The 20490-nt window shown below is 72.0% G+C and carries 18 protein-coding genes and 1 pseudogene; 7 read left to right on the top strand and 12 right to left on the bottom strand.

Features of this window, described 5'->3' with window-relative positions:
• From VF697_RS29260 to VF697_RS29220, 9 genes and pseudogenes are all read right to left on the bottom strand, one after another.
• Positions 1-1143, bottom strand: a pseudogene (locus tag VF697_RS29260) (hypothetical protein); the annotation flags it as partial.
• Positions 1144-1292: 149 nt separating this feature from the next.
• Positions 1293-3302, bottom strand: a complete 2010-nt coding sequence (locus VF697_RS29255; RefSeq protein ID WP_331100031.1) for an ATP-dependent DNA helicase — start codon at positions 3300-3302, stop codon at positions 1293-1295.
• 108 nt (positions 3303-3410) lie between these two features.
• Positions 3411-4601: a DUF3570 domain-containing protein gene (locus VF697_RS29250; protein WP_331100030.1), complete on the bottom strand. Its 1191-nt coding sequence runs from the start codon at positions 4599-4601 to the stop codon at positions 3411-3413.
• Complete coding sequence (locus VF697_RS29245; protein ID WP_331100029.1) at positions 4598-6001, bottom strand: hypothetical protein; 1404 nt, start codon at positions 5999-6001, stop codon at positions 4598-4600. The genes VF697_RS29250 and VF697_RS29245 overlap by 4 nt, the downstream gene beginning before the upstream one ends.
• Before the next feature lie 41 nt (positions 6002-6042).
• Positions 6043-6264, bottom strand: a complete 222-nt coding sequence (locus VF697_RS29240; protein ID WP_331100028.1) for a DUF4266 domain-containing protein — start codon at positions 6262-6264, stop codon at positions 6043-6045.
• A gap of 105 nt (positions 6265-6369) precedes the next feature.
• The gene (locus VF697_RS29235) at positions 6370-6924 is read right to left on the bottom strand and encodes a response regulator transcription factor (protein ID WP_331100027.1); all 555 of its coding nucleotides are present in this window, start codon (positions 6922-6924) and stop codon (positions 6370-6372) included.
• A gap of 8 nt (positions 6925-6932) precedes the next feature.
• Entirely contained in the window at positions 6933-8246 is a 1314-nt protein-coding gene (locus VF697_RS29230) for an ATP-binding protein (protein ID WP_331100026.1), read from the bottom strand.
• Entirely contained in the window at positions 8246-9367 is a 1122-nt protein-coding gene (locus VF697_RS29225; RefSeq protein ID WP_331100025.1) for a hypothetical protein, read from the bottom strand. The genes VF697_RS29230 and VF697_RS29225 overlap by 1 nt, the downstream gene beginning before the upstream one ends.
• Entirely contained in the window at positions 9364-10341 is a 978-nt protein-coding gene (locus tag VF697_RS29220) for a site-2 protease family protein (RefSeq protein ID WP_331100024.1), read from the bottom strand. The genes VF697_RS29225 and VF697_RS29220 overlap by 4 nt, the downstream gene beginning before the upstream one ends.
• Before the next feature lie 206 nt (positions 10342-10547).
• On the opposite strand from VF697_RS29220, the gene VF697_RS29215 reads away from it, so the two are divergent.
• The 3 genes from VF697_RS29215 (at position 10548) to VF697_RS29205 (ending at position 12531) form a co-directional block, all read left to right on the top strand.
• The gene (locus VF697_RS29215; protein WP_331100023.1) at positions 10548-10898 is read left to right on the top strand and encodes a hypothetical protein; all 351 of its coding nucleotides are present in this window, start codon (positions 10548-10550) and stop codon (positions 10896-10898) included.
• Positions 10899-10973: 75 nt separating this feature from the next.
• The gene (locus VF697_RS29210) at positions 10974-11741 is read left to right on the top strand and encodes a hypothetical protein (protein ID WP_331100022.1); all 768 of its coding nucleotides are present in this window, start codon (positions 10974-10976) and stop codon (positions 11739-11741) included.
• A 76-nt stretch (positions 11742-11817) separates the two neighbouring features.
• On the top strand, positions 11818-12531 hold the full coding sequence (locus VF697_RS29205; protein WP_331100032.1) for an HAD family hydrolase: 714 nt from the start codon (positions 11818-11820) through the stop codon (positions 12529-12531).
• Between the two features lie 3 nt (positions 12532-12534).
• Here the strand turns inward: VF697_RS29205 and VF697_RS29200 are convergent, their stop codons facing one another.
• Together VF697_RS29200 and VF697_RS29195 are read right to left on the bottom strand one after the other, a co-directional pair.
• Entirely contained in the window at positions 12535-13137 is a 603-nt protein-coding gene (locus tag VF697_RS29200) for a hypothetical protein (protein ID WP_331100021.1), read from the bottom strand.
• Complete coding sequence (locus VF697_RS29195) at positions 13134-13337, bottom strand: hypothetical protein (protein WP_331100020.1); 204 nt, start codon at positions 13335-13337, stop codon at positions 13134-13136. Before VF697_RS29195 ends, VF697_RS29200 begins: the two co-directional genes overlap by 4 nt.
• A 254-nt stretch (positions 13338-13591) precedes the next feature.
• Here VF697_RS29195 and VF697_RS29190 point away from each other — a divergent pair, with 254 nt between their 5' ends.
• The 3 genes from VF697_RS29190 to VF697_RS29180 all read left to right on the top strand — a co-directional run bounded on the left by VF697_RS29190 (position 13592) and on the right by VF697_RS29180 (position 18486).
• Positions 13592-14446 carry a calcium-binding protein gene (locus tag VF697_RS29190; protein WP_331100019.1) on the top strand — a complete coding sequence of 285 codons (855 nt, stop codon included), beginning with the start codon at positions 13592-13594 and terminating at the stop codon, positions 14444-14446.
• A gap of 110 nt (positions 14447-14556) precedes the next feature.
• Entirely contained in the window at positions 14557-15552 is a 996-nt protein-coding gene (locus VF697_RS29185; RefSeq protein WP_331100018.1) for a lipid kinase, read from the top strand.
• 81 nt (positions 15553-15633) lie between these two features.
• Positions 15634-18486 carry a carboxypeptidase regulatory-like domain-containing protein gene (locus VF697_RS29180; protein WP_331100017.1) on the top strand — a complete coding sequence of 951 codons (2853 nt, stop codon included), beginning with the start codon at positions 15634-15636 and terminating at the stop codon, positions 18484-18486.
• Positions 18487-18534: 48 nt separating this feature from the next.
• On the opposite strand, the gene hrcA is transcribed toward VF697_RS29180, so the two are convergent.
• Positions 18535-19569, bottom strand: coding sequence for a heat-inducible transcriptional repressor HrcA (gene hrcA / locus VF697_RS29175; RefSeq protein ID WP_331100016.1), 1035 nt, complete (start codon positions 19567-19569; stop codon positions 18535-18537).
• 397 nt (positions 19570-19966) lie between these two features.
• Here hrcA and VF697_RS29170 point away from each other — a divergent pair.
• Positions 19967-20490 (top strand): EamA family transporter (locus VF697_RS29170; RefSeq protein WP_331100015.1); only part of this gene is annotated, 524 nt, incomplete at its 3' end.

Below are 20490 nucleotides of genomic sequence, written 5' to 3'. Positions count from 1 at the left end.
CATCAGCAACACGTGAGTGGTGAGGCGTGAGAGGGTGCGTACCTGCTCGCCAGAGGGCTTGCGCTGGAAGGACTCCCAATACTCGGGCGAGTTCTGGACGAGCTCTCGCACCGCGCCCGGGAGCCGGGTGAGCCCCTCCAGCGTTTCGCCCGGGCGGAAGACGAGCCGGTAGAGGCCCTCCACCGTGTCCATCAGTGCCAGCCCCGCCCCCTCCAGCGCCGGCAGCACCACGCCGTCATCCGGCACGTAGGAACCCAGGGGCAACGCTCCTCGCGGCACTTCCAGTCCCGCGTCCACCGGCCAGAGGTGCCCGCCTTCCACGGCGTAGAAGGGCCCCACCTCGAAGCGGCCCGCACGCAACGTGCCGTCCTCCGCCACCCGAACCTCGCCCACCTTCTGCTTCGCCTCGCCCGTGACAGCCAGGACGAGGTAGCCGTCCGGCCTCAACACCCGCAGCCGGTGGAATCGGTCCATCCGCGTGTGCAGCTCCTCGCGCGACACCGGCCTTCCCCCCGTGGCCACCTCCAACAGCAGGTGCGCCGCCATGCGGCGTTGGGCGAAGTCACCCAGTCTCACCTCCGTGGACAGCAAGTGCGGCAGCAGTTGAAGTGCCTGCTCGGGCGACAGCGTGCGCCCGTCCACGGGCAGCGTGTCCCCGGGCACGCCCACGTGCGCGAGGAAGCCCTGGAAGTAGTCCAGGCTCATGGGCACCGCGCGGGGGCGTCCGTCGCCCACTCCGTCGGGCCAGCCCACTCCGCCCTCGTCCCAGTCGTCCAGCGACTCGTCCCCCTCAACGCCCGTGCCATGCACCTGCGCGCGAGACGGGACCTCAAGCACGCCCGCTATCTCTCCGAGGGCGCTCTCCACCTCGTCGAGGTCATCCTCGTCGTCATCCCCGTCGGCACTGCTCGAGACGTCCCGCACGGCGGCCTGGAGGGCACCCGCCGGGGATGGCTCGACCCGCGAGCGCGAGCAAGGCACTGGCGCCAGGGAACGGTGGCTCAAGCCCGGCAGCAGGGCTCCCCTGTGTCCCGAGGGAGAAGCCGTGGCGCACCCGGTCAGCACCGCCAGGGCCACCAACGCCAGCAGGGCAGCAAGGCGTTTCCCTGGAGAGGAACAGAAGACGGAGTGCTGCGCGGACATGGAGGCCCTCCCCGGAAAGCGGCTCTCCTGGTTCTACTGACCCAGACTGACCTTCCTGATGGGAGGGTGAGGTGCTCCAGCGGCTCAAGCCGGAGTTCCAGCATCCCGAGCTCGGGCTCGAATCGGGCGGGGGCCACCAGGCCACCCGGTCAGAAGTCCACGTCGTCCTCGCGCGAGACCCTGCGCGTGTCCGTGCCGGTGAACCAGCCCTCCAGCGCGTCGACCTGGTCGATGCGCCGGGCCGGCGGGAGGCTCTTGAGGAAGGCGCGCCCGTAGCTCTTCGTGACGATGCGCCGGTCCAGCATCGCCACGATGCCCCGGTCCGCCCGCGTCCGGATGAGCCGGCCGAAGCCCTGCCGCAGCGCCAGCGCCGCCTGGGGCAATTGGTAGCCGCCGAAGGCCTCCTCGCCGCGTGCCTCGAGCTGACGGATGCGCGCCGCCACCACCGGATCTCCCGGCGAGGCGAAGGGCAGCCGGTCGATGATGACGAGGCTCAGCGCCTCACCCGGCACGTCCACGCCCTCCCAGAAGCTGTGCGCCGCGAAGAGCACGCTCGGGTGCTCGCGGAAGGCCTCCAGCAGTTGCTGCTTGGGCCGCTCACCCTGCAGCAGCACCTGGTAGGGCAGTCGGCTGCGCGTGAGCGCGTGCGCCCGCTCCATGTTGCGCAGGCTCGTGAAGAGCACGAAGGCCCGGCCTCCCGTCACCTCGCACAGCCGGAGGATCTCCTCGGCCGCCGCCTCGATGAAGCCCGGGGCCGCCGGATCCGGCAGGTGCGTGGGCAGGTACAGCGCCGACTGCTCCTGGAAGTCGAAGGGGCTCGGCACCGAGACCGTGCGCACGCTCGTCACCGGCACGCCCTCCTCGTCGTACAGCCCCATCCGCCGCGCGAAGAAGTCGAAGCGGCCCTCCGCCGCCAGCGTCGCCGAGGTGAACACCACCGTGTCCACCCCTCCGTACAGGCGCTCCTGCAGCTCCTTGGAGATCTCGATGGGGCTCGCGCGCATGAAGACGCCCCGGCCGCGCGCCTCGGCCCAGTAGACGTGGTCGTGCGACTCCACCTTCTCCAGGAAGGAGAAGTCCGCCACCAGCTCCGCGCACCGACGGGTGAGCAGCGTCAGCTCCGGCTCGCGCTCGCTCGTGGTGAAGGCCGACAGTGCCGAGAGCGCCTCCTTCACCTGCTCAATCTGTCCCGAGAGCATCCCCAGCCGCTCGGGCTTGAGCGCCACCGCGCCCTCGTTCTCGTGCAGGCCCAGCACCCGCGGCGCCTGGGCGAAGAGCGCCTCGGAATGCGTGCGCAGGCGCACCACCAGCGAGGACAGCATCCCGAAGCGCGAGTCCGTCGTCGGCATCGCGCCCAGGGCGTCACGCACCAGGTCCTCCAGCCGGAAGCTCGACACCGAGTGCCCGAAGTGGCTGCCCGCCGCGTCCTCCAGCGCGTGCGCCTCGTCGAAGATGACCGCGTCGTACTGGGGCAGCACCCCGCCCTCGCCCCGCTGCCCCCGGGTGCGCAGCGCCAGGTCCGCGAAGAAGAGGTGGTGGTTCACCACCAGCAGGTCCGCCGACTCCGCCGCCCGGCGCGTCCGCGTGACGAAGCAGCTCTCGTACACCGGGCACTTCGAGCCCAGGCACGTGTCCGACGTCGTGGAGAGGCGGCCCCAGGTGTTGAAGGCCTCGGGCAGCTCCAGCTCGCTGCGGTCCCCCGTCTCCGTGCGGCTCGCCCAGGACTGGAGGTGCTTCCAGTACCGCGCCTCCTCGCGCGTGGAGAACTGCGGGTCCTTGCTGAACTTGTCGTAGCGGTGCAGGCACAGGTAGTTGTTGCGCCCCTTGAGGTAGGCCGCCTCGAAGGACAGGCCCATGCGCTCGCGCAGCAGCGGCAGGTCCTTGAAGAAGATCTGCTCCTGCAGCGTCTTGGTCGCCGTGGACACCACCACGCGCCGGCCCGACAGCAGCGCCGGGACGAGGTAGGCGAGCGTCTTGCCCGTGCCCGTGCCCGCCTCGGCCAGCAGGTAGCTGCGCTCGCCGAAGGCCTTCTCCACCGAGCGGGCCATCTGGAGCTGCTCGGGACGGTACTCGTAGGCCTCCAGCGCGGCCTGGAGCGCGCCTCCAGGGCCGAGCAGCGTATCCACGGAGAGTCTGAGCGAGGGAGCGGGCGAGGACATGGCGTGGGGGGGCGCGCGGTACGCGACAGGCCGGCGTATGAGGATAACAGTGCGCCGCTCGCTCGTCGGGTTTTGCGTCGCGCGGGCCCGGATGCTCGCCTGGGGGGCTCAGAAGCCGCCCTGGACTCCCAGCGAGACGATGTGGGCCCGCGTCTCGCGCTGCCCCTGAAGCTGGAGGTGGCGCAGCAGGGACAGCTCGTAGCCGCCCTGGACATTCAGGGCCTCCGCCGTGCCCCGCCGGCCCCAGAGCGTCCAGGCCAGCTTCACCCCGGGTTGATGCCCCCGCAGCGCCCCGAGGCGGACGTCGCTCGAGCGGACGTCGAGCAGCTCCTCGTAGCGTGGCTGGTAGAAGCTCGCCGGCCACTGCCGGAAGAAGCGGTAGCGCACCGACACGAGCCCCCGCGCCCCCAGCTCCACCGCCACCGAGGCCTCCGGCGCCAGCGCCCATACGCCCCAGGTGTCCCCGTAGAGGCCCTGTCTCGCGTGGACGGCCACGCCCTGCCCCAGCGCCCACGAGAGGCCCGCGTAGCCGGTGAAGCGGCCCCGCGTGTCCGGCAGATGCTCCGGGAAGAGCGTCGTGCGCACCCACGCGCGCCGGTACGGGCTGCTGAGCTGCCCCGATTGCAGCGAGGCCCCCAGCCCCGCCGACGCCATCACCGACGGAGAGAGGAGCTGGGTGAGCGCTGTCCCCGCCACGAGGCGCAGGTGCGTCGCCGGCCAGAGCGCTAGCTCGCCCGGGGGCGCCTCCAGGGGGCTCACCCGGTCCCTCCCGAAGCCCACGAAGCCCGAGAGCGCCGTGTTGCGCTCGAAGAGCTCCACCGAGCCCGACACCCGCCCCGAGAAGGCCAGGTAGTCCGGCTCGTTGCTCACCCGTCCCGCCACCGTCAGCGTCACGGGCGCATCCCCCACCCGCCGCGCCAGCTTCAGCGCCGCGCCTCCCTCGAAGCGCCACTCCTCCAGGTGATCGCCCGCCACCACCCGCACCGAGGCCCCCGTGATGGCATCCACGTCCCCGTCGTGCGTGTGGCCCGTGTCCGGGTTGCCCTCGTCCACGTGCACGTGCTCGGGCGTGTTCACCTCGATGCGGTCGGCCAGGCCCCGCAGCTCCACGGACAGCCCCTCCGTCACGGGCTGCGTCACCGTCATTCCCGTGGTGACGACGTTCAGTCCCTCCCCGTCCACGTAGTAGTGGCCGAGCACCGTGGCCGTGGTGGGGGCGCGCGGCGGCACGGGCTGTCCCCCGTGCGCACACGCGCCCAGCACCCCGGTGGCCAGCGCGGCGAGGAGGGCACGGCTCATGGAAGAGGGCCCGTATGCGCGCTCGGGCCCTCGGCGGTGCCGAAGGTCGCCAGCGCCAGGGGGACGTCCCGCACGTTCAGGGTGCGCACCACCGCGTTCGTCGCGGTGTCGATCTGGCTCACTGTGTCGTCCTCGGTGTTCGTCACGAAGAGGAAGCCCCCACCCGCCGAGAGCGTGTCGCCGTGGTGGCCGGTGCTCAGCCCCACCGGAATGGAGGCGCGCTGCACCGGGGCCGCCGGGTCCGAGATGTCCAGCACCAGCTCCTGGCTCACGCGCGAGCTGGGGTCTCCGAAGCCTCCCGCGGGGGTGATGTAGAGGGTGCGCGCGTCCTTGGTGAGGACGATGTGGCCGGGCCCGGCCTTCGCCGCGGCCGTGGTGGCCAGCACCAGGTCACACCCGGGGCCCCGGTAGAACAGGGGCACCTCGCGGACGACGGTGTCGGTGCTCGCGTCGACCACCACGAGCTGCCCCATCTGGCACGTCACGCCCGGGGCCTTGCCCTCGCGAGGCGACTCCTGCAACGAGTAGATGTAGCGGCCATTCGGATGCGCCTTCGTGTAGCCGCCGCCCGTGCCTCCGGTGCGCAACACCTGGAAGGTGGGGAGGTCCGCGTCCAGGTTGATCGCGACGAGGTCCCCCGTCGTCGTCAGGTTGCAGTACGCCTTGCCGGACACGGTGGAGGTGGCGCAGCCATGGGGTGCCGGAGGAAAGCCGCCCTGGTAGTTGGCCGCGCACGGGCGGCTGGGGCCCCAGCCGAGGTCCGCCGCGGACAGCTTCAGCACCTGCTTCACGTGGCCCACGTCCGAGTAGTCATAGACGCTCAGCGAGTCCTCGCAGTCGGCGATGTTGCTGATGACCACGCGCTCGCGGGTGTTGCTGAAGCTCGCCTTGTGGTGCCCGTTGCCGAGCCGCACCTCGCCCGCGGGCTGGAGGTACGTGGCGCTCCCCCGCGTCGCGTCCACGAAGAGGGCCGAGTTCGACCCCGGCGTCCCATCTCCGTCATTGAGCGTGAGCCAGTAGCGCTTCCCGTTGCGCACGGGGCTCACGTACGAGTGGACGGGCCGCTTCCCGCCCAGGCGGGAGGACGGCAGCCGGGCCTTCTCCAGCATCGTGAGCCCGTCCACGATGAGCACCTGGTTCTTGTTGGTGAGGTGGACGAGCAGCGTCCCGTCCTCGAGCACCTGCGGATCCACCGGCGACGTCACGTCCTCCACCGTGCCGGGCCGCTCCTGGCCGGAGTCGATGTCGTAGGACACCAGGCGCCCCTGGTGCGCCACGAAGAGGGCTTCGCGCAGAGGGCCCGTCTCCGGGGGCCGCTTGTCGTCGTCCTCACAGGAGGCCAGCAGGGCGGCGGCACAGACGGACAGCACGGCGGGAAGGGAGGGATGCGATCGTTTCATGGGCACTCCACCGAGACGGAGAAGAAGACGGACAGCGAGACTCACTGCGTGCAGCCACACCCGCCCCCGGGAGCACCCCCGGCCAGCCCCGCGCCGGAGCGCGTCTCCAGCAGCTTGGCGTCGTACTCGGTGGCCATGCCCTCCTCCGCCCACGGAGGCGCCATGGTGGGCGAGGCGAGCTGCTCTCGCTCCCACGGCTTCACGCGGACACAGCCCCCGAGGGGCAGCAACAGCACACAGAGGACGGCGAGTGGGGCACGCATGGGACGGGCACTGTCCCCAGACGCCCCCGTCGCGACAATGCGGCAAGGTGTCGCAGCCGCGAAGGGCCGCCGGGAGTGTCCACCCACCCGCGGGAGGACGCGGCGCTACTGTGCGGGGGGATACTTCTGCAGCTTGCGCTGGAGCGAGCGCCGGTGCAGGCCGAGCCTTCGCGCGGCCTCGGAGATGTTGCCGCCGCAGTCCGCGAGCACGCGCTGGATGTGCTCCCACTCGGCGCGCGCCAGCGTGGGCGGCTGGAAGTCCTCCGTCACCTCCGTCCGCTCGCCCGGGCCTCGCGAAAAGGCGAGCAGCAGGTCATCCACGTCCGCGGGCTTGGGCAGGTAGTTGAACGCGCCCAGCCGCACCGCCTCCACCGCCGTGGCGATGCTGCCGTAGCCGGTGAGGACGATGACGCGGGTGGAGGCGTCCAGCGCGTGCAGGTCCCTCACCAGCTCCAGCCCGCTGCGCCCGGGCATCCGCAGGTCCACCACCGCCAACTCGGGGGACTCGCGCGTGGCCTGGGCCATCGCCTCCTCATGGGAGCCGGCGGTGCTCACCTCGAAGCCGCGCGCGCGAAAGGCCCGGGCCAGCCGCTCGCGGAAGACGGCGTCGTCGTCCACCAGCAGCAGCGTGGGAGCATGGTCGGGCTTCGGGCTCGTCATGGGGCTGGCTACACCCGGGACGCCCCCCGAGACAACGCGGCGGATTGTCGCAGCCCCCCCGCCGGCCACGTCAGCACCACCGAGGTGCCCCGGCCCGGTGTGGAGTCGAGCACCAGCCGGCCGCCGAGCTGGTCCAGCACCGCGCGCGTGAGGAAGAGCCCCAGCCCCATGCCCTCCCCCGGCGCCTTGGTGGTGAAGAAGGGCTCGCCCGCCCGCGCGAGCACCTCCGCTGGCATGCCCTCGCCCGCGTCCTCCACCGACAGCCGCCACCCCTCCGCCTCGCGCGCCAGCCCCAGCCGCACCTCCGCCTCCGGCGCCGAGGCCTGCAGCGCGTTCTTCACCACGCCCCGGATCGCCCGGGCGAAGGCGTGCGCGGGGACGAGCTCCCGCTCCTCGCGGGCCCGCCCGTCCACCTGGACGCGCACCTGCTCGCGGCCCGGCAGCCCCTCCAGCGCCTCCTCCACCAGCGCCGCGGGCGCCAGCTCCACGATGGATTCGCCGTGCCAGGCCCCGGCCCCCGAGGCCATCTGCGTGAGGATGTCCCGGCAGCGCGCCACCTGCTCGCGGATGAGCCGCGCGTCCTCCAGCGAGGAGGCCCCCGGCTCGGTGCGCGACAGGTGGCGCTCCAGCTCCCGCGCCGCCACGGCGATGGTGGACAGCGGCGTGGACAGCTCGTGCGCGGCGCCCGCCGCCAGCGTGGCCAGCGCCGTCAGCTTCTCGTGGCGCGCCGAGGCCGCTCGGGCCGCCACCAGCTCCGCCTCGCGCGCCGCCAGGGCGCGTGTCACCCGCTGCACGAAATAGACGATGAAGCCCGCGGCCAGCGCGAAGGCCGCCCACATGCCCTCCAGGTGCATCCGCACGTCATGGATGTGGTGCTGCGGGTGCTGCGCGGCCTCGCCCCCGGCGGGAAACCAGAGGTGGTCCACGAAGAGCGCGCCGAAGCAGGCGATGGCCAGCCCTGCCAGCGCCCACGTCCACCCGGCGCGCAACACCACCGCCGCCAGGGCGATGTGCACCAGGTACAGCGCGCTGAAGGGGTTGAAGGGGCCGCCGCTCAGGTCGAGCAGCACGGTGAGCAGCACCACGTCCAGTGCCATCACCGCCCACGGCTGCCACTCGCGCAGGGTGCGCGCCCGCCGCGTCCACAGCCCCAGGGCCACGTTGCTCGCCGCCGCCACGGCGAGGGTGGCGAACAGCGGCCCCAGCCGCTGGGACATGCCCAGCCCGAAGTGCACCCCGAGGATGAGCGCCACCTGCCCGACGATGGCGCCCCAGCGCAGACGCAGCAACCACGAGAGGTTGATGGCGTGCGCGTCGTTCACTACGGCCCCAGGAACACCCCTCGGGCCTTGTAGACGACGAAGATGGCCACCATCACCAGGACGAAGACGAGCAGGCCCTGCATGGCCACCTTCATCTTCGCGCGCTTGTCGGGCGGCTCCGAGGGCATGAGGCCCGAGCCCGCCGAGGCCAGCCGGAGCACCTCCTCGCGCCCGCGCTTGGCCGCGGCATCCTCCGGGAAGCGGGCCAGCCGGATGCGGTAGAGGCGGCCGAGAATCGCCAGCTCACCGCGCTCGGACGCCAGCGCCAGCACCTTGTCGTGCGCGCTCTTGCTCTCCCACAGCTCCAGCACGCCCAACCACGTGGAGTGCAGCACCGTCGAGGGGCGGAACTCCTCGGCCTTGAAGCGCGCGTACTCGAGCCCGCAGAAGGGGCACACCACCGCGCCCTCCTTGCGCCCGCCGATGCACTTGGGGCAGTAGCCCGGCGGCGGAGAGAAGGGGTCCTCCGTGTCCTTCTCCCTCGGCGCCGCCAGGGGCTCCGGCACCGCGCGCACCTGGACGCTGGCGGGACGCGCGGGGGGCGGCTCGGCCGGGGGTGGCGTGGGCTCCCCCGACTTGCGCGGCCCCACGTCCGAGAGCCGCAGCACCACGAGGTTGGCCGCCGCGGCCTCCGACATCACCATCCGCGACGCCGGGGCCTTGGCCGCCACGGGCTCCGGTGCCGGGGTCTTGGTGGACACCGGCTCGGGTGCCAGGGCCTTGGCCGCCACGGGCTCCGACGAGCGCACCACCGAGAGCTCCGGCGGCGGGGACTTCGCCACCACCGGCTCTCGCGCCGCGGGCTCCTTCGGGGACTCCTTCTTGGCGCGGGCCTCCTTCGCCTCGGCCTCGATGGCCGCGAGCACCGCGGCCGGCACCGCGACGCGCCGGGTGGGCTCGTTCTCGATGGGGTCGGGCTCCGCCTCGCTGTCGGCGAGCATGATCAACGGCCCCGGGGCCGACGTCTTGGAGACGGCCGAGGCGGGGGGCTGCTCGTCCTGCTCGGGCCCGCCGCGCGTCTCCACCCTGCAGCGGGAGCACTTGAGTACGAGCAGACCCGCCTCCACCCGGAACGCCGCCGGGGGTACGAGTCGCTCGCAAGCCTCACAGTAGTACTTCACCAGATCACCATTCGGATGGGCACGGGCAGGGCACAGCCTACCAGGGCCAGCAAGCATACCGCGCACACCAGTTTGCGCCCGAGTCCCAAAGGCTCGGCTGGCTGCGTGACTTCCGGGTGACCGAAGCCCACCACCTTGGTGGCCACCAACAGCCAGAGGCCCCAGGTGACGGTGTAGAAGAGGGTGAGGAAAAACAGCACCAGCGCCATGACCTTGCCCACCAGGCGAGCATGCCTGCCCAACACGGCAAAGGCCAGATGTCCACCATCGAACTGACCCACGGGCATCAGGTTGAGCAGGGTCACCAGCAGGCCGAACCAGCCGGCGATGACCACCGGGTGCTCCTGGATGTCCTTGCCGGCCGGGAGCGGCCCGAGGACGAGCCACTTCAGGCCCCGCATCAACAGGCTGTCGCCGAAGACGATGGCGGCGCCGAAGGGCGGCGCGTCCGGGGCCGGGGGCGCCGCCAGGGAGAGCTTCACCTGGAGCCACTGGAGGAGCTCCCCCCCGAGCACCCACAGCGAGGTGTCCCCCGGGAAGGAGGAGCGCAGCGGGGGGGCGTCCACCACGGCGGAGTGGGCGAGGCCCCAGAGGAGGACGGGCACCGCGACGAGGAGGCCCGCCAGCGGCCCCGCCGCCCCGATGTCCACCAGGGCGTTGCGGTGGGGGATGCGCCCGCGGATGCGGATGACGGCCCCCAGCGTCCCCACCCCGAGGTAGGGCAGCGGGATGAAGTACGGCAGCGAGGCATCCACCCCGTGCGCGCGCGCCAGCAGGTAGTGCCCCATCTCGTGGGAGCCGAGGATGGCGAGCAGCGCGAGGCTGAAGGCCAGCGAGCCCACCAGCCGCTCATCCAACGGCAGGGACTGGCCGAACTGCTGATTGAAGGTGAAGGACGTGGTCGCCGCCGTCACCCCGAAGAGCAACAGGTGCAGCCAGAGGCGGTTGGCGGGGCGGACGGTGGCGCTCTCCATGGGTCCGTCGTGGGTAGCAACGCCTCGGCGGCATTTCAACGCGGGGCGGCTGCCAATGGGCGTCCGCGGATATTCGGAAGATCCATTGCTTGACTTGATAGGTGCCTTTGCTACGACATCGCCAGCTTGAGGACCATTCGACCCGCCGGGCGCCAGGTCAGCCGGCTGGCCAGCTCCCCAAGCGTTCACTTGGGAGGGAATACACGATGAAGAAGGCCATTTTTTCGGCGGTTGTGGCGAGCAGCCTCATGGCGTGCACCAGCGTGGAGACGGCCGTCGTCTCGGGCAATGAAGTGGTGGCCACCGGTGGTGAGCCCATCGCCGTCATCCAGGGCGCCGCGCTCGGCCTGACCGCCATCTTCCACGTCGTGGACCTGGTGCAGAGCGACCTGGACACCGTGGTGAACAAGCTCCTCGTGGCGGAGGCCAAGGCCATGGGCGGCAACAAGGTGCAGCTGCTGAGCGCGGGCACCACCCCGCGTCACGGCCTCTTCGCCCTCACCGGCGGCATCATCGGCGTCCCCATCTCGGCCGCCATTGGCGTCGCGGTGAAGTAGTCGGCTTCCGTCATTTCCGCAGTAGTGTGCGAAGGCTCCCTGGCGACAGTGGGGCCTTCTGCTTTTTCCGCCCCCATGCGCGCTCGCCTCCTGCCCCTCCTCCTGCTCGCCCTCGCCGGCTGTCGCCGTGGCGAGGACCCCTCCGCCCTGCTCACCGACGCGACGCAGCGCCTGGCCGCGCGCGACGGCAAGCTCACCAGCTACGCGCTGGCGGGCACCGCTCGCGAGGGCGCCCAGACGATGGACTTCCAGTTCGCCTACCGCGCGCCCCAGAAGATGCTGGGCACGCTCGGGGCGCCCGCCTCGCGCAGCTACGCCTGGGACGGCGAGCGCCTCATGGAGCGCAGCGACGCGGCGAAGCAACTCATCACCTACAAGACCGAGCTGCCCCCGGAGAAGCGCGTGGGCGTGCTCACCGAGATTTTCGCCCCCTTCGCCCCCGAGGGCTTCCGCGCCCCGCTGCTGCCCGGCACGGGTGTGAGCGCCCGGCGCGTGTCGCACCCGCGGGGCCCCGAGGCCGTGGAGCTGACGGTCAAGCCCGCGGGCACCGACGTGGAGGTGACGTACCTGCTGCGCTGGCCCGGCATGGACTTCCTGGGCAAGCGCACCCGCAGCGGCGGCGCCACCTCGGAGCTGCGCGTGGAGGAGGAGCAGTGCGAGCAGGCCCTGGGGCTGTGCGTGCCCAAGCGGCTCACCCAGTGGGCAGGCGAGCAGCAGGTGGCGGAGACCACCCTGTCGCGCGTGGAGCTCAACCCCACGCTGCCGGCGGAGACCTTCACCCTCACCGCACCCGAGGGTTACGACGTCCAGTCCAAGACGCTCGTGGTGGAGGGCTCGCGGTAACACGCACCGTCCGGGTTGAAGCCGACCAGGGCCATCCCCACCTTCCCCACCGGGAAGGAGTGCGAGGAACATGCCCCTGGTGCAGAACGTCATCTTCGATGTGGACGGCACGTTGGTGGATTCGGTGGACGAGCACGCCGAGGCCTGGAGGCGTGCGTTCCTGGAGTTCGGCCGGGACGTGCCCTTCGCGCACGTGCGCAGCCAGATTGGGAAGGGCGCGGACCAGCTCGTGCCCGTCTTCTTCACCGAGGACGAGCTGGAGAAGTTCGGCAAGGAGCTGAGCGACTACCGCTCCACGCTCTTCAAGCGCGAGTTCATGCCCAAGCTGCGCCCCTTTCCGCGGGTGCGCGAGCTGTTCCAGCGGCTGCGCGCGGACGGACTCCGGATCGCCCTGGCCTCCAGCGCGAACGGCGACGAGCTGGAGTTCTACATCAAGCTGTGCGGCCTCGAGGGGCTGACGCAAGCGGAGACGTCCAAGTCCGACGCGGACAGGTCCAAGCCGCACCCGGACATCTTCGAGGCGGCGCTGGAGAAGCTGGGCCGGCCGGAGCTGCACAGCGTGGCGGTGGTGGGGGACACGCCCTACGACGCGCTGGCGGCGAGCAAGCTGAGCCTGCCCACCGTGGGCGTGCTGTGCGGAGGCTTCCCCGAGGACGATCTGCGCACGGCGGGCTGCCGCGCCATCTACAAGGACCCGGCGGACCTGCTCGCCCACTACGACTCCGCGCGGGACAGCTGGCCGTGGGCCGCGGACGCGGTGGCCGCCGCCAAGGACGACGAGTCGCGCTGAGGTCTACGCGAAGCCGAGTTCCTGCAGCAGCGGCTCCAGCGCCGGGCCGAGCCCGTGACGGGTGCATACGTCACGCAGCTCGGCCACGTCCAGCCGGTCCCGGTTGCGCTCGAGGAGCTCCAACACATCCGTCGTCGACTTCCGCCCACCCGCGAAGAGTTTCAGCGCGATGAGGTAGGGCAGGCTGACGACTCGTAGGGGGCTCTCGGGGCTCAGTGGCACCGAGGCCTCACGCAGAGCCTCCCTTGCCAGGACGGTCCCATCACGAGCACCAGGCCAGGGGTTCTGGAAGTTGACGACCTCTACCCGCTCGAAGTTGTCGCCCTTCACGCGCAACACCCCCCCGAGAGCGTCGTCAGCATCAGGTGCTTCGAATTGCACCTCGAACCCCTCCTGGCGGAGCGCTTCCTCCAGACGACGAAACGTGGGGAAGGGATTCGTGTTCGTGGCGAGATCAAAATCGCGTGTCGCCCGGGGATAGCCATGTGCGGCCAGTGCGGCGGCCCCAATGACCGCAGTTGGAACTTCATACTGTTGCAGCATGCGAAAGACCCGCTCGGCGACGGCAACTGTCCGTTTCGCTCGTTCGGATGCATCCCGGCTCACGGCTGCTCTCCACTGCCTGTCGGCTTCGGCCGCGAGGGCGCACTCAGCACCACCGAGAGCTCGCCCAACTCCAACGCCAGCAGCACACGCTCCATCGGAGACATCGCGAAGGTCTCCTCGAACTCGCGCCGCCGCGCGGCGTCCGCGCTCTTGCTGGGCCTCTGGCCGTAGAGACCTCGGGTTGGCGGAACGTCACTCACGGAGCAACTCCCTCTCCTCGTGGAGCACTGCAGGCGATACCACCCACAATCTAGTGCTTGCACGGCATGGGTTGGTGCGGAGTGTCGCACGGGCGGTATCCGCATGACTCCCCGAGCACCAACCTGCCGGAATCACAGCGGAATCCAGAGGGCTCCCTCCCAAGAAAAGTCGGAGAAGAAATCCCGCCCGCAACCATTTCGCGGGGCTCGGGTTCATGGGTGCGAGGCCGGACAACAACCCTCGGAGAAAGCCCATGAACCGCACCCCGCCCTACCGCCGTCTGCTGACCGCTGCCCTCTGCCTCGCGCTCCCGCTGGGCAGCGTGGCCTGCAACTCCACCCCCGAGGAGGCCGACCTCGCCGTGGGTGAGGCCGCCGCGTACCTCTCCGCCTCCGAGGAGTCCGGTGACATCGGCGCGGACGCCGTGGTGGAGGCCTCCGCCGAGACGCTCACCGCCATCGCCACCGAGGACGTGGACACCGCCACCGAGGCCCCCGCCGACAGCACGGGCGTGTGTGACTTCAGCGCTCGCCGCCAGGAGGTGCTGGAGAAGTACGACGCCAACCAGGACGGCAAGCTCGACCGCGCCGAGCTGCGCACCCTCGAGGGCGACCTCGACGCCCAGACGCACCCGCGCTTCGCCCGCGCCGGGCTGCGCCTGCGCCGCTGGGCCTTCTGGGGCGTGCGCTGGGCCTTCGACGAGGACGGCGACAAGGCGCTGTCCACCGAGGAGCGCACCGCGCTGGTGGATGCCATGGAGGCCCGCTGCCAGCGGCTGCGCCAGCAGGCCCTGGAGAAGTACGACGCCAACCACGACGGCACGCTCGATGACGCCGAGCGCCAGGCCGCCCGCCAGGCCGTCCGCACCGCCTGGGAGCAGAAGCGCCAGGAGCTGCTCGCGAAGTACGACACCAACGGCAACGGTGTGCTCGAGCTGTCCGAGAGGGCTCCCCTGCGTGAGGACCGCCTCGAGGCCGCGCGCGCCCGCCGGCAGGCCCTGATGGCGCGGTACGACACCAACCGCGACGGCCGCCTGAGCACCGAGGAGGCCCTGCCGCTGCGCCAGGAACTCCAACGCCGCATCATCGAAGGCCACGGCGCCAAATGATGGGAGGGGCCCTCGCTCCCTCCCTCGCTGGGGGAGGGACGCGGGAAGCTGGCCTGGAGTACATACACCTCCCTGGCTCCCCTGCCCGCTCGTGAGCACTTTTGCCGACGATGGCAATCGAGGCCCTACCCGACGCCGCACTCAGCGCGCCCACCAAGCGCCGCACCCTCGATGAGGGGCCCGCGCTCCTGATCGTCAACTCGAAGTGCCGCATGGGCCACGAGGCCTTCCCGGCGACGCGCGCGGCGCTCGAGTCACGCGGCATCCCCCTCGCGGCCTGCCACCGCCTCTCCAAGCAATCGCGCATGGACAAGCTGCTGCGCGAGGCGCTGGAGCAGGGCGTGCGGCGCATCCTCATCGGCGGTGGGGATGGCACCTTGAATGCCGCCATACCGCTTCTGCTCGGACGGGACGTGACGCTGGGCGTGCTGCCGCTGGGCACGGGCAATGACTTCGCGCGCTCGCTCGGCATCGCCCCCTCGCTGGAGGAGGCGTGCGACATCATCGCCGCCGGCTACACGGCGCGGGTGGACGTGGGGCTCGCCAACGGACGCCCCTTCCTCAACGCGGCGAGCCTCGGCCTGGCCTCCGCCATCGCCCGGCGGCTGACGCCTCGTCTCAAGCGTCGCGCGGGCAAGCTGGCCTACCCCGTGGCCGCCGTCGCCGAGCTCTGGGAGCACCAGCCCTTCCACGTGCGGATGAAGACGGACCGGGGCGAGCTGGAGCGGGACGTGCTTCAGCTCGTGGTGGGCAACGGGCGCTACCATGGCGCGGGCATCGTGGTGACACCCGATGCCACGCTCGATGACCGATGCCTGGACGCCTACACCATCTCGGCGCCCTCCTCCGAGTCCGGGCGCGAGGGCACCGGGCTGGGGCACATGCAGGACCTCTCCACCCTGGCGCGCGTCGCGCTCTCCCTGCGTCGGGGCGAGCACGTGAGCCACCCGGCCGTGGACGCCGTACGCTCCGCCCAGCTGTACGTGGAGGCCGAGCCGCCGCAGGACATCAACGCGGACGGGGAGATCATCGGCCACACCCCGGTGCGCTTCGAGATCGCGCCCGCGGCCCTGCGCGTCTACGCCCCCGCGCCCACCCAGCACTAGCCGGGATTTCGGCGGGCGCCCCATCTCCGTCTAGGCTCGCTCCCCTCGGGAGGGCGCTCGGCCCTCCCCACGGAGGAGCCCGTGCGCCACCGTTCTCTCATCCCGCTCTCCCTCGCCGCCGTCCTGAGCGTGGCGGCACTCCTGCTGCTGTGGTTCCGCTCCGAGGAGCCAGGGGCCAGCGGCAGAGGAGGCGCGACGGCCCGGACCTCCACGTCGCCCGAGCCCTCGGAGACGCGCGTCCCGCCCCGCCCCACTCCGCCGTTGGAGACGCCCGCGACACTCGCCGATGGCAGCTTCGTGGTGCGGGTGGTGGCCTCGGGCGCGCCCGTCCCCGAGGCACTCGTGCGGGTGTACCTGCGGGAGCCGGAGGACGGCACGGGCGAGCCCTCGTGGCGCCGCGCCGGCGAGGGCACGACGGGCGAGGACGGCACGCTGCGGCTGCCGGCGGCCCCGGGCTTCTACCTCGTCACCGCCCGGGCCAGGGGCCACGCGCCCGCGCGCCGCGAGGTGCCCCGGCCCACGGGCGAGGCGGAGACGGCGGTGGAGCTGTCCCTCCCCCCCGGTGCCACGCTCCGGGGACGCACGGTGTCCGAGGGCCCGGGCGGCGAGCCGGTGCCGCTGGCCGAGGTGACGCTCCGCCCGTACACCGAGCCGGGGACGGCCTGGGCGCGGGCCCACACGCTGCTCGAGGAGGTGGCGGGGGTGACGAGCGATGAGCACGGGAACTTCTCCGTCTCCGGACTCGCGCCGGGCGGTTACGAGCTGACGGCGGAGGCGCCGGGCTTCAGCCGCCGCACGCTGCGCTTCGTGTCGGTGCCCGGCTCGGGCGAGCTGGTGGTGGGGCTGTGGGCGGCCTCCGTACTGGAGGGCTTCGTGGTGGGCGCGGATGGCAAGCCAGCGGCGGACGCGGAGGTGCTGGCCCTGGGCGGGCCCTCGGCCTTCCACACCACCTCCGGCGCGGGCGGTGGCTTCTCGCTGGAGGTGTCCAACGGGACGTACTGGCTCGTCGCTCGGAAGGGCTCCCAGGTGGGCCGGGTGCCGGGCACCCTCGTGGTGGGGCCGGGCGAGAGCGCGCGAGGGCTCACGGTGAGGCTCGGCGCCGCGGGGCACCTGTCGGGCACGGTGACGCGCGGGGCGGACGGTGGACCCGTGGAGGGTGCGTGGCTGGTGGTCAGCCCGGCCGGCGCGGGCGGTGAGATGGGCCGGGTGCGCACGGAGGCGGCGGGCCGCTACGAGCTGGAGCTGCCACCGGGAGACTACGACGTGGTGGTGGGCGCCTCGGGCCACACCGGCGAGGCGCGCCAGGGGCTGGTGGTGGAGCCGGACCGGTACACGGTGGCGGACTTCCGCCTGGAGGGCACCGCCTCGGTGGACGGCACGGTGACGGACGCGCGGGGACAACCGCTCGCCGGCGTGACGGTGCGCGGGGGACCGCTCCAGGGCTCCGTGGCCGAGGAGCGCTTCACCCGCACGGACGCGACGGGCACCTACCACCTGGACGGGCTCCCCATCGGAAGGGTGCGGGTGAAGGCGAAGCAGGACACCTCGGCCGCGTGGCGGAGCGGCACCGCCCAGCTCGAGGCGGGGGAGCGGGGCCGGGTGGACTTCCAGCTCCGGGACACGGGCATGGTGCAGGGCCGCGTGACGCGGAGCACGGGCACGCCGCTGAACCACCCCGTGCTGGTGCGCGCGAGGGCGAAGGAGGGCGCGGGGGGCGGGCTCGTCGACTTCGGCATCACCGACACGGACGCGGAGGGCCGCTACCAGCTCGAGCTTCCGGCGGGCCTCTACCAGCTCGACGCGGTGCAGCCGGGCACCCGCTACACCTTCCTCCACGAGGACGCCCCGGCGGTGACGGTGGAGGCGGGCACGGCGACGATGCTGGACCTCTCGCTCACGGAGAGCGGGCTGCGCGGCGTGGTGCTGGAGCCCTCGGGCACGCCGAGCCCCTACGCCGTGGTGGTGGCCACCCAGGGAGGCGACTTCCCCTTCTCCGTCACCCAGGAGGCGGACGACTCGGGCCGCTTCCACTTCCCGCCGCACGCACGGCCCACCGCCCTGACGTTGCGGGCGTACAATGCGGGCCGGCTGAGCGAGCCCGTGCCCGTCCAGGACGGCGCGGCCGAGCAGCAGCTCCAGCTGCGGCCCGCGGCCACCCTCCACGGACGCGTGGTGGCCCCGAGCGGCGCCGCGCCGAGCGGCGTCACGCTGCGCCTGCTCAACGCGGACGGCTCCCCCCCGAGCGGCTCCACCGACGCGCAGCGGACCGTCCCGGGCAACGAATTCCACCTCACCGACGCACCGGCGCGGGAACTCCGGGTGAGCGTACGCACCAGCGACGGGCGCACCGGCGAGGCGCGGGTGCGGCTCTCCCCGGGACAGCGCGCGGACGTGGAGGTGCCCCTGACGGGCGGCGCGGCCTCCCTCGCGGGGCGCGCGGTGTGGAGCGGCTCGGGCACACCGGCCTCGGGGGTGGGCCTCTACCTGGACCGTGCGCCGGGCTCGGGAGCCGATGCGCACACGGGACCCGACGGGCGCTTCCTCCTGCGGGACGTGATGCCCGGGGCACACACCGTGCGGCTGCTCGCCCCGGACGGCAAGCCGGAGGCGCGCACCGTGACGGTGGCCGCCAGCGAGGCGGTGGACCTCGGGGACGTGCCGGTGACGACGCGCAAGGCGGCACCGGGCACCGTGGGCGCGGGCTTCAGCGAGGACCGGGGCTGGGTGTCCTTCGCGTGGCTGACGCCCGAGGGCCCGGCGGCACGCGCGGGCGTGCGCGTGGGAGACCGGCTGCTGTCCGTGGATGGGCAGGTGGTGCGCAACCGCGCCGAGGCCGAGTCGCGCACGCGCGGAAGCGCCGGCACGCCCGTCCAGGTGACGGTGCGGCGCGAGGGTGGCTCGGAGCAGACGCTCCAGCTCACCCGCGCGAACTGAGCCAGGGAGGAGAGCCCCTCCCCCACGCTGCTCCCAGGGGAGTGCGGCTCACGCCTTGTCGAGCGCGATGGAGAGCGCCTGGGCGGTGAAGTTCACCAGCGGGATGATGCGCTGGTAGTTCATCCGCGTGGGCCCGATGACGCCCACCGTGCCGAGCACCTGCTCGCGGCTGCCGTAGGGGCTGGCGATGACCGTCACGTCGCCGGCCGAGGAGAACTCGCTCTCGGTGCCGATGAAGATCTGCATCTCGCGCGCCCGCTGCACCCGGTCCAGCAGCGCCAGCAGCTTGTGCTTCTCCCCGAGCGTCTTGAAGAGCGCGCGCATGCGCTCCACGTCGGCGAACTCGGGCTGCTCCAGGAAGGAGCCGGTGCCCTCGATGAGCACGCGCTCGCCCGACTGCAGGTCCGTGGCCGCCGCGCCCAGCTTGAGCGCCTTGGCCGTGAGCACGTTGTAGAGGGCCTGGTCCCGGTCCAGCTCGCCCCGGATGCGCTCGCGCGCCTCCTCCAGCGTCACCTCGTGCAGCAGCTCGGACAGGTAGTTGCTCGCCTTGAGCAGCTCGTCCGAGGTGACGGGGAAGTCCACCGACAGCAGCTTGTTGTGCACCTGCCCGTTCTGCCCCACGAGGATGGCCAGCACCCGGTCCTCCCGGAGCCGCACGAACTCGATGCGGTGGAAGACGGCCGCGTCGGGGCGCGGGGTGACGACGACGCCCGCGTGCCGCGTGAGCGAGTGCAGCAGGCGCGAGGCCTCGCCGAGCAGCTCCTCCAGGCCCCCGGCCTCGTGGGCCAGCCCGGCGTGGATGAGCTCGCGGTCGCGGGGGGCGGGGTCCTTCAGCCGCACCATCGTATCGACGTAGAAGCGGTAGCCGCGGTCCGTCGGCACGCGACCGGCGGAGGTGTGGGGCTTCTCGAGGAAGCCCAGCTCCTCCAGATCCGCCAGCACGTTGCGCAGCGTGGCGGAGGACACGTCGAACTCCGGCCGGCGCGCCAGATGCTGACTCCCGACCGGGCCCCCGGTGGAGATGTACTCTTGAACGACAGCGCGGAGGACTTCCTTCTCGCGCTCACCCAGCTCCTCGGACATCCTGCCTCACGCTCCCCAATGGAGTTTCGCCCACGGTCGGCGAAAACATCGAGAATGCACTGAAAGCTTAAGGAGGAGGAGGGAACGGTTCAATCCCCCGTCGCCCAGGGAACGACCCGACACGGCGCACGAGACGAAGGCCGTCCAGGGTGCGAGCAGGAAAGCCCCCCGTCCCACCATTTCCTGGCTTTCACGCGATTCACTTCTGCTGCCGACAACCGCGCTCCAGCTCACTCATAAGGGTGGGCTTCAGGGCCCACATCGTCCGCGGGGACAAGGTCCGAAAGTGCCGGCGAGCGGGCTCGGCTGTATGCCGTCCGGCAGAGGGCTCGTCCCTTTGGGTAATCCGCGGGAATACATCGCCCTGAGCGAGCGAGGACGTTAAAAGCGCGACGCCTTGTCCAACGCCCCCCGCCTCGTCCCCTCCGCGACGCCTTCGGCTCCGGCTCCCGCGTCTCCCCCGCTCACGGTCCCCGGCCCGGTGGCCGCCGCGCCCGCGCCGACGAATCGCGGGATGCTCCTCTTCTGCCTCTTCTCGCTCTACGTCGTGTGGGGCTCGACGTACCTCGCCATCCGCTGGGTGCTGCAGGGGGGCTTCCCGCCCTTCCTCATGGCGGGGATGCGCTACGTGCTGGCCGGCCTCATCCTCTACACCGTGCTGCGGCTGCGCGGGGACGCCAACCCCTCGGCGCGCCAGTGGGGAGCGGGGGCCCTCGTCGGCTTCCTGCTGCTGGTGGTGGGCAACGGCGGCGTCGTCTTCGCGCAGCAGTGGGTGCCCTCGGGCGTGGCCGCGCTGGTGGTGGGCAGCATGCCGCTGTGGACCTCGCTCTTCGGCGGCCTCCTCTTCGCCCAGTGGCCCGGGCGCGCCGAGCGCTGGGGACTGGCCATCGGCTTCTGCGGCCTCGTGCTGCTCAACCTCGG

The organism is Archangium sp., assembly GCF_036388035.1.
Classification (GTDB): Bacteria; Myxococcota; Myxococcia; order Myxococcales; family Myxococcaceae; genus Archangium.
This window is presented reverse-complemented; position numbering and strand designations above follow the sequence as displayed.

What these genes read in the sequence shown, in the direction of transcription:
- VF697_RS29255 (WP_331100031.1), bottom strand. Translation starts at nt 3,302, where the DNA reads ATGTCCTCGCCCGCTCCCTCGCTCAGACTCTCCGTGGATACGCTGCTC.
- VF697_RS29250 (WP_331100030.1), bottom strand. Translation starts at nt 4,601, where the DNA reads ATGAGCCGTGCCCTCCTCGCCGCGCTGGCCACCGGGGTGCTGGGCGCG.
- VF697_RS29245 (WP_331100029.1), bottom strand. Translation starts at nt 6,001, where the DNA reads ATGAAACGATCGCATCCCTCCCTTCCCGCCGTGCTGTCCGTCTGTGCC.
- VF697_RS29240 (WP_331100028.1), bottom strand. Translation starts at nt 6,264, where the DNA reads ATGCGTGCCCCACTCGCCGTCCTCTGTGTGCTGTTGCTGCCCCTCGGG.
- VF697_RS29235 (WP_331100027.1), bottom strand. Translation starts at nt 6,924, where the DNA reads ATGACGAGCCCGAAGCCCGACCATGCTCCCACGCTGCTGCTGGTGGAC.
- VF697_RS29220 (WP_331100024.1), bottom strand. Translation starts at nt 10,341, where the DNA reads ATGGAGAGCGCCACCGTCCGCCCCGCCAACCGCCTCTGGCTGCACCTG.
- VF697_RS29215 (WP_331100023.1), top strand. Translation starts at nt 10,548, where the DNA reads ATGAAGAAGGCCATTTTTTCGGCGGTTGTGGCGAGCAGCCTCATGGCG.
- VF697_RS29210 (WP_331100022.1), top strand. Translation starts at nt 10,974, where the DNA reads ATGCGCGCTCGCCTCCTGCCCCTCCTCCTGCTCGCCCTCGCCGGCTGT.
- VF697_RS29190 (WP_331100019.1), top strand. Translation starts at nt 13,592, where the DNA reads ATGAACCGCACCCCGCCCTACCGCCGTCTGCTGACCGCTGCCCTCTGC.
- VF697_RS29185 (WP_331100018.1), top strand. Translation starts at nt 14,557, where the DNA reads ATGGCAATCGAGGCCCTACCCGACGCCGCACTCAGCGCGCCCACCAAG.
- hrcA (WP_331100016.1), bottom strand. Translation starts at nt 19,569, where the DNA reads ATGTCCGAGGAGCTGGGTGAGCGCGAGAAGGAAGTCCTCCGCGCTGTC.